Consider the following 13,189-nt stretch of genomic DNA (forward strand, 5'->3'; position numbering starts at 1 on the left):
AAAATTAAAAGAAGTCTGTCAATTTACAATGTACTCGTAAGTTTTTAGCATCTGCATTTACCTGATCAGCGCATCTTTATAGGCTGGCTTGTTGCGGTAAGGCTTAAACTCGAGGCTGTTTATGGCTTTTTCGGTGTAGGCAGGATCCGATTTCACTGCTTTTCGCAGGTTCTCTTCCAGCATTTGCCCGTTCTGCGTTCTTGCCCCGATAATTGCCAGGCTGTAATAGGCCAGGGCGTCGTTTGGCTTTTGTTGCAGTGCCGAAGTATAGAACTGCTGCGCCCCTTCGTAATTTTCCTTCAGTAGGTAGCTCAGGCCAAGGTTAATGTTGGTCTGGTAACTGTCGCCGGCATAGCGCAGGTTTTCAATGGCATCGTCGTACTGCCCAACCTCTATTTCCAGGGCAGCCTTGTCGGCGAAAATGCGTTGCAGCTCCTCCTGGGTGCCGCCCAGCTTTATGGCATAGTCGTAATACTGCAAAGCCTCCAGGAAGTCGTTGCGTTGGTGATAGGCACTTGCCAGGCTATAGTATACTTTGGCAGTCGGGTTACGGAAGCCGGCAAACGTAAGGTTGTGGATGGCTTTTGCCAGCAGGGCCTGCTTTGCCTTTGGGCGGTATTCTTTTCGTGCCATCTCGGTATATACCACACCCAGGTTATAATATGCAGGCCATTTGTCAGTGGATCTTACGGCAGCCTCGTAAAATTTACGCTTCTCGTTAAGCAGTGGAGTCAGGTTGGCCGCATATTGCAGTTCTTCCTCCGTAAGCGCGTCTGCAGAAATTTTATCTTCGGCGATCTGCTTTGCCAGCAGGTATAGTTCATAATCCGCTTTGCGGTCGCGGTTATAGTTAAAGCTTACCTCTGCATGGCGCATTACAGGGTACACATACTGCTGCAGGTATTCATAAGACTTTGTCTGCTCCAAGGCCTTAATTTTTTCACTGTCATTTTTTGAGCTGTCAAGTATGGCAAGTAAGTCCTGTTTTTCTTTTTTGGGTAAGGCAGATGCCGCAATTCTGTCTTTTAAAAGGCTGAGCGTATTTGGCCGGGTGGCTGTTTTTATACTTACCTTTTTGTTGCTGTAGTCGTTTGCCTGCAGTTGCTGTCGGTAGTAGTTCTCCAGTTCTTTGGCTCTTGCCTGGGCAATATTTGTCCCGATCTCATCCGGGGACTGGCCTGCGGTGATGCTTATACTTTGCTGCGCGACGTTATCGGAAATATACTTGTCCAGTACTTCCAGGTTAGAGCCTATGTAACTTCTCAGCTTAGCCTTATTCTGCTCAAAATAAAAGGTAAGGGTGGCTGGTTTTTCGGCTTCCTCCCTGTAATTGTCCGGGATAAAGTCGTAGGTGTTGTTGCGTACCAGCAGCAGCGGTGTTGTGTTCAGACCAACGGCAACCTGTTTTGGGTCGGCATACTTCACATCCCCGCTTTCTTTGTCAATGGCCATGCCCTGTACCATTAACCGGCCGTCTTCTTTTTTAGGGGCATACGGGAACGACATCACCTTGGAAATTGTGGGGGTGCCGCGTTCATAGATAAACTCTCCGAATTCAAAATTAAGGGAACCGACATTTTCGCGCACCTGCTGGTCGTACTCGTAATAAACATCCAGCTTGTACCGCTGTTTGTCTCTGATGAGCTTTTCTGGAACCTGTGCCTTAACCTCGAAGGTTACCAGTTGCCCATTGGCCATAATGGGGTTAGGCTCTACTGTAATGCGTTGTTCTTTTTCGGCGGTTTTTAGCATACGCGAAAGCGTGCAACCAGAGCAAAAGAGTGCAAAAAGTATGGAAGAGAGTAAAAGTCTATTTTTCAAAAATAGGTGTAGTGGCATATCCCGAAATTAGCATTAACCGTAAACATGTACACCATAACTACTGTATTTTGCGTTATGGTTTATACTTGCCACAGCTCAAATAATTTTGACAAAAGTATAATTAGCGATAATTTTATACCATACTTAACAATACATTAATGAAACGGCTACAGTACTTTATCGAATCGCAGGCATTTGGTGTTTGTACGATGCTGGGTGAAAAACTTGGCTTTGCTACGAGCAGCATCCGCCTCACTTTCATCTATGTTTCATTCCTCACTATGGGTTCGCCGGTGCTTATTTACCTGATGCTGGCCTTCTGGATGAATGTACGCAAGCACCTGCGCCGTGAGCGAAGCACCGTCTGGGATCTATAGTTCGGTTACCGTGCGTTTTTGCCGCACAAAATACTCCCACACAATACTGCCCCTGAAAACGCCTGTCTGCTCAGGGAAATTGCCTTTCAGGGTTAGCTTTTTACGCTGTCTGCCCCAATAGCCACTGTTGCGTAGGAGGTTGGCATGGGCATCCAGCACGGCCCTGGCATCTTTGGTCTGGCCGGCCATCAGCATTCTTAATGCAGCAATCCAATCCAGTATCAACCTGATGGTTAAGGTAGGTACAAGCTCTTTTGCAGGCAGGTTTTTATACAGCAGCGCAAACCCGTTCCGGAAGTTAAGAAAGGTTTTGCGCGGGTTCGATTTATGCAGTGTGCCGCCGCCAACATGGTATACTTTGCTGTGGCCATTGTACATCACTTTATAGCCGGCGTTCTTGGCGCGCCAGCAAAAGTCTATCTCCTCCATGTGTGCAAAAAAGGCTGGCTCCAAACCTCCCAGTCCATGGAAAACGTTTGACCGCACAAACATACAGGCCCCGGTTGCCCAGAAGATCTCCTGCACGTCGTCGTACTGCCCCTTGTCTTCTTCCAGCGTCTCGAACAGGCGGCCACGGCAGAATGGGTAGCCTAACGTATCCAGCATGCCGCCACCTGCTCCGGCATATTCAAAAAAGCCCGGGTGCTGTTGAGAAAGTATCTTGGGCTGGCACACGGCTATACTTTCGTCGGATTCCATCAACTCAAGAATAGGCTCCGTCCAGCCCTGCGGCACCTCTACATCAGAGTTTAGCAGCACGTAGTATTTGGCATCCACCTGCTGCAGCGCCTTGTTGTAGCCCTCACAAAAGCCGTAGTTCTGGTCTAAAAGTATAAGCCTTACCAACGGGAACTGCTCCTGTAAAAAAGCAACAGAGCCATCGGTAGAGGCATTGTCGGCAACGATTACCTCGCAATTGCCGCTATGCGCCACCACCGATGGCAGAAACTCTTGCAAAAACCGTAGTCCGTTCCAGTTAAGTATAACTACGGCCGTGTGAGCCGGATTATAAGCCAAAACTGCCTAAGTCTAAGCCGGGTATGTTCGGGAGTAAGCCCTCAGTGCTTTTCTTCAGTTCCTCCTGGGCACGCTCGCCGGCAGTGAGCATGGCGTTGTTCACGGCAGCCACTACCAGGTCGTTCACCATGTCCTGGTCTTTATCATTAAGTATAGAGGGGTCGATCTCGATCTTTAACAGTTTACGCTGCCCGTTTACAGTAGCTTTTACAAGACCTGCGCCCGACTCTGCTGTAACGGTTATGTCTTTTAATTTCTCCTGTGCTTCTTTCATCTTGGCCTGGACTTCTTTCATTTTGCCCATCATGCCGAACATATCAAACATAGTTTCTTCTTAATTGATGTGGAATGGCGCACTGCTATACTTGTGCGCACCTCTGCAAATATACGAGCATTCTAGTTACCATGCTTGCTGCTTGTATATAAAGCACAGACAGTAGCATATTCTCCTACAGGTCATAAACATCTTTCTACTAACTACTGAGCTATCTTCACTATTTCCTTAAACTTTAAATTGGTATTAAATTTATACTTTATAGTATATTATTTTAATAAGCGCCCGATGCTTCTCGTCCATTTCCGCTGTGGCCTTGAACCCTGCCAATGATCGGAATTATAGCTCTCAGGCTATATCTAAATTTATGCTCAATTTATCTTACTCTCTATGAAAACAATTTTATTTAGCCGCACCAGGCTTAAGTTACTTGCCTGTACAATTCTCTTTTGTTTTAGTAGTAGCCCAGACTACGCGCAAACTCCCAGTAAAGAATGGTCGCGAAAGTATAGTGGTTTCCTGCCAGTTAGTGCAGTAGAAGCAACCCAGAACGGAAGCCAGGTACAAGTGCATGGCACCGCTGTTTCCGCGGTGGAGCCAGCCTACGATTCACCGGTGGTTATTAAAGCAGATGCCGAAGGCAATGTTGTGATAGCTGGGAGAAGCACTTCAAGAACAGGTGACATTGCCTCTGCATTCATGATAAAGTACGCTGCAACAGGGGAAACAATGTGGTTGAATAAATTGGAGGCTGGTAGAAGGAATGAGATAGTAGGCATGGCTGTAGACGGCAAGGGCCATGTATATGTGCTGGGCACGAACGTTGGAAGTGATTCCAGACCGGACATTATCCTGCGCAAATATGATGGCGTTACGGGTAACCTGATCTGGGACGCTGCACAAGGCATGGGGCAGGCTAACTTCGGTGGTGAACTAAAGCTTGACGGTAAAGGAAACGTTTATATCTCAGGGTTGGCAAACTCAATGTTTGATGTGCGCTCCATGGAGTTTATATCAAAGGTTAACGCCGAGACAGGTGAAACTATCTGGCAGAAAATCTACAGCAGTGAAATTGCAAATTCAGAATTGCATGACCTTGTAACCTTTACGCCAGACAAGGAAGGTAATGTGTATGTTACGGGCATAAGGGCAAGCACATCAACAAACAACGACGTTATTACCCTAAAGTATGGCATAGACGGAAGTATGATCTGGCGCAGCGTATTAGATAAGACTGTAAACGATGCCGTCAGATTTATGGATGTTGACCATGCCGGAGGGGTGTACCTGGCTGGTTACAGTTACGTTGACCAAACTCAAAATCAACTCGTTGACCCGTTCCTTTTAAAGTATAATTCATCGGACGGGGCACAGGTCTGGCTAAAGACGCTGCTCTCTGCAGGCAGTTCTAAATTGTTCGTGGCCCAAGTACTGGCAAGCGATGATGGCCGTGTATACGTTCGAGGCACTGATTTGTCAGAGCAGGTTTTCGCCTTCAAGTCATCTACAGGTAAGCAGGAGTGGAGCCTCGTAATGGGCGGCTTTGTCTCGGATATGGTAATTGACGGTTCGGGGGGCTTGTACATCTCGAAAACAATAACCACTAACGAGATCCAGAAATATAATGCCGTAAACGGCCAGAAAGTATGGAGCATTGCGACAGAGCAGGAACCACGTAAGCTAACCCTCGATAACCAACGGAGCATTTTTGTAGCCGGCGTGGTAACTGACCCTGTCACGCACTGGGATATGCTTACTACCAAGTATAGTCAAACTCAAGCCAGTTGCCATATTCCGGTACAGGTGCGGCTTTACCTTCCGCCTGTGGCCAAGTGGGTGGGCTGGCAGGTGCGTACCACCGCCGACTTTCGGCCATACATCCTGGGAGCCGACCACGGCGTGCGCTGGACCTGGGGCGACGGCACTGCGTCTACGATAGCCTACACGGCACACGGCACTTCCCGCATCACCGGCGAACATACTTACTCAAGTGCGGGCATTTACCCGATTGGCCTTGACTTCTCGCAGAGCTGCTTAAGCCCGACCAACGAAGGCTACGAGCAGTGGATGCCGGTCTTTGATCCGGAAGCAGGCTTCGTGACGGGTGCGGGGCAGGCGACAGCAAACGGACAGCGGCTGGGCTTTAACTTCAGTGTGCGCTACAGCGGTAAGTATGCCGTAACACCAACTGGGCAAACCCACCTGCAAATTACTGGCCTTGGCATGTTCCGAAGCAGTTCCCTGGATTGGCTGGTCGTAACTGGCGACAAGGCGGCCTGGAGAGGCGAGGGCACGATCGACGGCAAAGGGCGCTACGGCTTCATCGCCTCGGTAATGGATGCAGGCAACCCAGGCCAGGATGACCCCGGCGACAGGCTGCGCGTGTTGGTGTGGGACATGGATCGCCACAACCGCATGGTCTACAACAGCTTCATCCAGGGCGACGAGATACTGAACCTTTCCAATCAGGGGCCGGCCATAGATAGAGGCAACATCGTCATACATGGAAAAAACACCGGAAGTATTACCGCTAAAGGCGGCAGTAAAGTAAGCGCAGATGCCCAAGAGCTTTTGCTGGCCTACCCGAACACATTCTCTGAAAGTACTACTATTTCCTTCTCTGTGGAACGGGGACAAGCTTATACTTTGGAAGTGTATGACACAAAAGGTAGGCTGGTGAGAGAATTAGCTACTGGCACTGCAGAGGCCGGAGGCATGCAAAAGTTTGAGTTGCGTGGAGAAAGCTTAAGCGAGGGGCTCTACATCGCAAGACTAGTTACCAGTGCAGGCTCGCAAAGTATAAAAGTGCTGCTGAAACGGTAACAGAGGACATTAGAAGGAGAGGGCCGTAACAGCTCTCTCTTTTTATACTTTGTTTACCTGAGCAAGGTCACAGTGCCCGTTCTGCGCTTAGTGGTGCCAAACTCAGTTTTTACCGTTATTTCGTAAGCGTAGGCGCCGGCAGGTAATAGCTTGCCCTGGTGAGTGCCGTCCCAGTTTTTGGCCGCATCAGACGACTCAAACACTACACTGCCCAGGCTGTTGTATACTTTTAAAGTATAACTGTTTATGAAACGCCCTTTGATCTCGAGCACGTCATTCAGACCATCTCCGTTGGGTGTAAAAGCGCTGGGGATGAACAGTTTCAGGTCCTGTTCGATCTTCTCCGTGTTAGAGTAAGATACCTCCGTGCCACTATTTGGCGTAGCTTTGATGCGATAGCGAAGCACTTGCTGGTCGTTACTCAGGATCCTGTCAGTGTAGGTGGTGCCGGTTACTGGGAAGGAGGTTACCACGTTACCGTTTGCGTCCAAAAGTTCTGCGGTGTATGACCGTACGCCACCCGGGAAGCCTGTGTAGGGTGTCCAGTTAAGTTGAACTGCACCATCCGATTGCTGCGCCGCCTGCAACACAACAGGGCAGGCAATGTTGCTGAGAGGAGAGGTGTTATTGCAGGGGTCTGTGAAGGAGGCTCTGTAACAGGTGGGTTCCGGTTTGGTAACTACATCGGTATACTTTGTCTGAGAAATACTGGCCAGTGCACCATAGGCAGCCCCGTTTATACTTTTCTGCAGCTCAATTTTCTGAGCGGTTTTATCCTGTGGTAAAGTTATACTTACCTCTACCTGGTTATTCAAATTATAGGAAGCCAATAAGTATGGCGCAGCTGGCGTGGCCATTGAAGTTACCTGTACCGTTTTAGTGGCGGAAGTGGAGGTGCTGCCATCAGCCGTAACTCCTCTGACGAAAAATGAATAGGTTTGTCCGCAACTCAGCCCTGCATCTGTGTAACTTTTGGTGTTACTGTCCAGTGTTGTAACCAGGGTGTTGTTGCGGTATACTTCATACTTTTCAGCGCTTGGCATACTTTGCCAAGTAAGCAGCGCCTGCTCGTTTCCTGACCTAGCCTCCAGGGAAATAGAGCTTATTATCCTGGAATTGCTGTTGCTGATAATACTACCGCACTGGTCCGCAATTCTAACCAAATACCAAACCCCTTCAGTAGTATTCACATTGCGCAAAGTATGGCTAATACTGCTTTGGGTAACGTTTTTGATCGTGTCTATTTTCTGAAAATTTATTCTGGGGTCCTGCCAGCGCTCCACAATATACCTATATCCCGGCTGCAGATCCTGTATGTCAAGCTGTATCTCCCCTGAGTTTGCCTGTTGCCTGACCGTAAGGCCACGCAGGGTCGGGGTCGTAGCCTGCGGAAGCGTAGTGACTTCTTTAAAGCCACTGCCTATGCAAGATGCCCCATTATAAGCCCCAATGACAGTGATATTATAAGTGCCATTCGAAAAATAAGTATACGTTGGGTTTACGCCTCTCTGTGCCTGTCCAGGTGCGCCTCCTCCATTGTAGTCTATGGTATAGCTGTCGTAGTTGGTGTCGGTGATGTTAACCTGCACACTGTTGTTGGCACAGGCGGTAACGGTAAAAGTTGGTTGTGGAGTAGCCTTTACCTCAAATACCCTCGAAACGGTGTCGGTAAGGGTGGCGCCACCATAGTTGGCAATCTGCAGTACCCTATACTTGCCGGGAGTGGTGTAGGTATGTTTTTTCTCCAGCGTGGCATTTGTAACCTGAGTTCCGGATTTGTAGTCGAATACATAATACTCCTGGTCATCGGGCACTACATTGCCGCAATCCTGAAAAGTTACCTCCTGGTTTACGCAAAGTGTGGTTATTTCTGCTCCGCCTGGGGCATAGGCTTTAAAGCACCTGTTGCCCTGAGCAAAGGATGACAGAGATGCAAAAAGAAACGCTATGTATAGTATAGCCCTGATCAAATTATTACCGGAAAGCTTTACCGAATTTACCTAAATAAAGCACATCAGCCACTTTTATTGTCTATAAAATTAAAAAGACCTTGCCAAAGTATACTTTAAACAAGGTCTTTCGGGTGTTGGTTTATACTTGCTGGCTTTGCCTTTGCCTGCGCAGGAAATCTATACTTTTTATGATGTCGTCGTGCAGTATCCTGTCGGTGGCTACAAATGGCACGGCTACCTTAAATTCGGCTGCTAATTCTTCCAGTATGGCAGAGGTTTTGCCCGGCCTCCTGAAATACAGGGCCTGGGTGGCGTTCATCAGTTCAATGGCCAGTATGCGCTCCAGGTTATGCACAACTTTATAAAGCTTGGTAGCGGCGTTGGCTCCCATACTTACATGGTCTTCCTGGTTATGCGACGAAGGTATGGAGTCTACGGATGCAGGCGTGCACAGCTGTTTACTCTGGCTTACAATAGAAGCGGCGGTATACTGGCTGATCATGAAGCCTGAATTAAGTCCGGGCTCGGCAACCAGAAAAGCTGGCAAGCCACGCTGCCCGGAAATAAGCTGGTAGGTTCTGCGCTCAGAGATACTGCCCAGTTCTGCCAGTGCTATCGCCAGAAAATCCAGCGCCAGGGCCAAAGGCTGCCCATGGAAATTGCCCCCAGAGATGATCTCGTCAGCATCCGGGAAGATGTTTGGGTTATCGGTAACAGCGTTAATCTCCGTCAGAAACACCTGCTCTGCGTAGGCAATGGCATCCTTAGAGGCACCATGCACCTGTGGTATGCAACGGAAAGAATAAGGGTCCTGCACGTGCTGTTTTTCACGAGTTATCAGCTCACTGCCATCCAGTAACTCCCTGAACCTCGCGGCTGTCTCCAGTTGTCCTTTATGTGGCCTTATCAGGTGAATGAGTTCGTTAAATGGCTCGATCCTGCCATCAAACGCATCCAGCGACAGCGCACCGATCAGGTCTGCCTGCCGTGAAAGGCGCTTGGCCATTAACAGTACATACACGCCATAGGCAGCCATAAACTGTGTGCCGTTCAGCAAGGCCAGGCCTTCCTTTGCTTTCAGGGCAATCGGCTCCCAGCTAAACATCTCCAACACATGCTCACTGGCCAGTTTATACCCCTGGTAGTGAACTTCACCCATACCTATCAGGGGCAGGCATAAATGAGCCAGAGGGGCTAGATCGCCGCTGGCACCCAGCGAGCCCTGCTGGTAAACCACCGGGTATATATCACGGTTGTAAAAATCAATAAGGCGCTTTACCGTTTGCAGCTGCACACCGCTATGGCCATAGGCCAACGACTGTATCTTAAGCAGGAGCATCAGCTTCACTACGCCGGCCGGTACCTCTGGGCCGGTGCCACATGCATGCGACATCACTAAGTTACTTTGCAGCTGCTCCAGGTCGGCAGGGGAAATCTTTTTACTGTACAAAGACCCAAAGCCGGTATTGATGCCATAAATACTGCGGTCAGAATCTTTGATCTTCTGTTGCAGGTAATTATAGCAGCTGGTAATGCGCTGCTCGGCATCTTCAGAAAGCGCTAAAGTATACTTTTCGTTGATGATCGTTTCTATCGTCTCCAGGCTTAAATGATCGCTGGAGATGTAATGCACGTGGCTCATTTAGTTTGTTATTTGTTTAATATGCTGATGATTTCTCCAATGGTCAGGTCCTGCTGCTCGCCTAGCTGCATGTTGCGCAGTTTCAGCTTGCCACTTGCCATTTCCTCGGAGCCGATAAGTATAACATAAGGGATGTTTTTCTGGTCAGCGTAGCCCATCTGCTTTTTAAGTTTTGCTGGTTCCGGGTATAATTCAGCGGCAATGCCGGCATCGCGCAACTGCTGCAATACTGGAAGGGCATACATTTCAGATTCCTTGTCAAACTGCACCAACAGGGCTTTGGTGCCCACCTGGCTGCTTGTAGGGAATAGCTGCAGCTCTTCCATTACATCATAGATCCTGTCAACACCAAACGAGAAGCCAACACCTGAAACACCAGGCATGCCGAACATGCCCGTCAGGTTGTCGTAGCGGCCACCGCCGCTAATGCTGCCCATGCTCACGTTGTTCACTTTTACCTCAAAAATACAGCCGGTGTAGTAGGAGAGTCCCCTGGCAAGTGTAACATCCAGCATCAGGCGCGGATTGCCAGACTCATTTGCAGCAGTTAATGCTTCACTCTGAAGCGCGGACAGGTACATCCATACTTCGCGCAGGTCATTCAAGCCGCGTTCACCTTCAGAAGTGTTGCCCAGTACACTTTGCAACTGCCTCATGATCTCTTCGTTATTGCCCTCCAAAGTATAAAGCGGCTCCAGCTTTGAAACAGCAGACTCGGAAATGCCTCTTTCCAGCAGTTCTTTCCGCACGCCTTCTTTCCCAACCTTATCCAGTTTATCGATGGCCACGCAAATATCCCCTTCACGTCCTTTTTCACCGATCGCCTCTGCAATACCGGCAAGTATGCCTCTGTGGTTTATCTTGATAGTAAAATCCGTCAGGCCAAGGTTGGTAAGCACCTCGTTTATCATCTGCACGATCTCAGCCTCACAAAGCAGGGAGTTGGTGCCCACCACATCGGCGTCGCACTGGTAAAACTCACGATAACGTCCTTTTTGTGGTCTGTCGGCACGCCAGACAGGTTGTATCTGGTAGCGCTTAAACGGAAACGTGATTTCGTTGCGGTTCATCACCACGAAGCGCGCAAAAGGCACGGTCAAGTCGTATCGCAGGCCCTTCTCAGATACTTTTCGGGTCAGGTGCTTATACCCTTGCTCAATATCCTCGGGTCTGGTTTTGGCCATAAAATCACCGGAATTCAGTATCTTGAAAAGCAACTGGTCGCCTTCATCGCCATACTTGCCGGTGAGCACCGAAAGCTGCTCCATGGCGGGTGTTTCGAGTGGCAGGTAGCCAAATTTCTCGAATGTCTGCTTTATCGTCTGGAAGATATAGTTTCTCTTGACCACAACTGCGGGGCCAAAATCGCGGGTTCCTTTAGGTATAGATGGTTTCTCTTTGCTCATACTTCTGCAACTTTGCCGGCGAAGTTACTAAAAGCTGGGGAAAGGAGGGAATAGAGCTTAAGCTATTTAAAAAGCATATTTAATTAACCGCAGCAAAATTTACTATGAAGCTAAAATTGTAGTGATTCACAGTCTATTTAACAAAGTATAGTTTTTCGCAAGAAGAAAATCACCGATCCTGATATACTACATTATATTGTTATATCCGTTCTATTTGTAATGCCAATTAAATAAGCTAATTTCGTGCGCTATTTGAGAAGCACTTAGCAAAAAATAAATCTGAATATACTTGCAACCCTATGTTGTGATTTTGGGTCTTCTTGTCGGAATTCAGAAATTATTATTAAATGACATTAACTATTTAGTGATGAGTATTAGCGCTACCAAACTTAAGGAAACAAACTTTACAACTAATTTACCTAACTCTAGGTTATTATCTTTTCTTGTCGACAAAAGGCTATTCTCTTTTGAGGTTTCTGATAGGAAATACCTTCTTTTTACACTGGATCTGGCTTTAGTATTTCTAGCTACATTTGTGTATTGCCTTGGTATTTTACCCGGTATGTCCACAGGTCAGATTTTCGAAAGCCATTATGCTTATTTTGTAACTGTAGCTTTATTATGGAGCTTCTTCTCCTATGTATTTGATCTGTATAATTTAGAGAACATCAACAACTTTTATTCTACAGTTAAATATTTATTTATAGCTGTTACATTAACTGTAGGTTCATATGTTTTGTTGCCTTGGTATACTCCTCCTTTACCTTCCCGATTATTGATATTTCTGTTTTATTTTAATGTGTCGGCCTCATTAATTATTTGGAGGTATATCTATTCTCGTTTTCTTGACCGGCCTCTTTTCTTAAAACGTATCTTAATTGTTGGTTCAGGCTGGTCCAGCAAATCATTGATTGATGTATTTGCAAACGGAGATATTTTTAACTATCATCTTGGCTATAAAGTGGTTGGGGTAATTGATGAGAATAACAGCCAGTCAGTGTATAAAGGTATTCGAATAGTTAGTGGAACATCAAATATTGCCAAACTTGCCAAGCGCCTGAAAATTGATGAAATAATTGTTGACGAATCTAGCCATCAGGAAAATGATACGATCTCGTTAAGAGAATTAACCAATTGCCGGAAAAATGGGATCGCTGTTACTTCTCTTACAGACTTTTATGAAAATCTTACTGGCAGAGTTTTAGTTCATAATACAGCAAGGGACTTTAGCCTGGCATTTCCGTATAACAGGAACCACTTCAAAACCGCTTACCTTGTTTTCTCAAGATCATTAGATATAATTTTTGGTGTTGTTGGAGTAACTGTATGTGCGCTATTTATACCATTTGTATACCTGGCTAACTTTTTTGGAAGTAAAGGGCCGCTCTTTTATAGTCAGGAACGCGTAGGCTTGTACGGCAGGACTTTCAAAATTACAAAGTTCCGGTCTATGGTAGTTGATGCTGAGAAAAATGGGGCCGCCTGGGCTCAAAAGAATGATGCCAGAATCACTAAAGTAGGTAAACTGCTACGCAGATCCAGAATCGATGAATTACCTCAGGCCTGGAGTGTTCTTAAAGGTGATATGAGCCTAATTGGACCTAGACCAGAACGCCCGGTATTTGTTGAGCAGTTGAAAAAGGAGATACCTTTTTATGATACCCGTCATTTGGCAAAACCTGGAATTACCGGGTGGGCACAGGCAATTTACAAGTATGGGTCTAATGCTGAAGATGCTTTAATGAAAGTACAGTATGATCTATATTACTTGAAGAACCGCTCTATAATGATGGATGTAAAAGTGCTGCTAAAGACAATCAGTGTTGTTGTAAGATTTAAAGGTATGTAGTCTGTCAAACAAAACAGTTTAAATAGAA

Annotated in this window: 9 protein-coding genes; 3 read left to right on the forward strand and 6 right to left on the reverse strand. The window is 47.1% G+C overall.

Annotation, left to right across the window (positions count from 1 at the left end):
- Positions 1-57 precede the first annotated feature (57 nt).
- The gene (locus tag AC4BAP_RS07185; RefSeq protein ID WP_490581943.1) at positions 58-1,821 is read right to left on the reverse strand and encodes a hypothetical protein; all 1,764 of its coding nucleotides are present in this window, start codon (positions 1,819-1,821) and stop codon (positions 58-60) included.
- A gap of 158 nt (positions 1,822-1,979) precedes the next feature.
- Between AC4BAP_RS07185 and AC4BAP_RS07190 the strand changes: the two genes are divergently transcribed.
- Positions 1,980-2,198, forward strand: a complete 219-nt coding sequence (locus AC4BAP_RS07190; protein ID WP_187066083.1) for a PspC domain-containing protein — start codon at positions 1,980-1,982, stop codon at positions 2,196-2,198.
- On the opposite strand, the gene AC4BAP_RS07195 is transcribed toward AC4BAP_RS07190, so the two are convergent.
- Positions 2,193-3,215 (reverse strand): glycosyltransferase family 2 protein, encoded by a 1,023-nt coding sequence (locus AC4BAP_RS07195; protein WP_490581944.1) that lies wholly within the window; start codon positions 3,213-3,215, stop codon positions 2,193-2,195. The genes AC4BAP_RS07190 and AC4BAP_RS07195 overlap by 6 nt on opposite strands.
- Positions 3,205-3,540 (reverse strand): YbaB/EbfC family nucleoid-associated protein, encoded by a 336-nt coding sequence (locus tag AC4BAP_RS07200; RefSeq protein ID WP_490581945.1) that lies wholly within the window; start codon positions 3,538-3,540, stop codon positions 3,205-3,207. Before AC4BAP_RS07200 ends, AC4BAP_RS07195 begins: the two co-directional genes overlap by 11 nt.
- A 339-nt stretch (positions 3,541-3,879) precedes the next feature.
- On the opposite strand from AC4BAP_RS07200, the gene AC4BAP_RS07205 reads away from it, so the two are divergent.
- Positions 3,880-6,312: an outer membrane protein assembly factor BamB family protein gene (locus tag AC4BAP_RS07205; RefSeq protein ID WP_490581946.1), complete on the forward strand. Its 2,433-nt coding sequence runs from the start codon at positions 3,880-3,882 to the stop codon at positions 6,310-6,312.
- 53 nt (positions 6,313-6,365) lie between these two features.
- Here AC4BAP_RS07205 and AC4BAP_RS07210 read toward each other — a convergent pair whose 3' ends face one another.
- The 3 genes from AC4BAP_RS07210 to hisS form a co-directional block, all read right to left on the reverse strand.
- Positions 6,366-8,282 (reverse strand): T9SS type B sorting domain-containing protein, encoded by a 1,917-nt coding sequence (locus AC4BAP_RS07210; protein ID WP_490581947.1) that lies wholly within the window; start codon positions 8,280-8,282, stop codon positions 6,366-6,368.
- A 121-nt stretch (positions 8,283-8,403) separates the two neighbouring features.
- Entirely contained in the window at positions 8,404-9,906 is a 1,503-nt protein-coding gene (hutH, locus tag AC4BAP_RS07215) for a histidine ammonia-lyase (RefSeq protein ID WP_490581948.1), read from the reverse strand.
- A gap of 8 nt (positions 9,907-9,914) precedes the next feature.
- Positions 9,915-11,312: a histidine--tRNA ligase gene (gene hisS, locus AC4BAP_RS07220; protein ID WP_490581949.1), complete on the reverse strand. Its 1,398-nt coding sequence runs from the start codon at positions 11,310-11,312 to the stop codon at positions 9,915-9,917.
- A 367-nt stretch (positions 11,313-11,679) separates the two neighbouring features.
- Here hisS and AC4BAP_RS07225 point away from each other — a divergent pair, with 367 nt between their 5' ends.
- The gene (locus AC4BAP_RS07225) at positions 11,680-13,161 is read left to right on the forward strand and encodes a sugar transferase (RefSeq protein ID WP_490581950.1); all 1,482 of its coding nucleotides are present in this window, start codon (positions 11,680-11,682) and stop codon (positions 13,159-13,161) included.
- The last annotated feature ends 28 nt before the right edge of the window (positions 13,162-13,189 follow it).

The sequence above is a fragment of the Pontibacter sp. GD7 genome, from assembly GCF_058216375.1.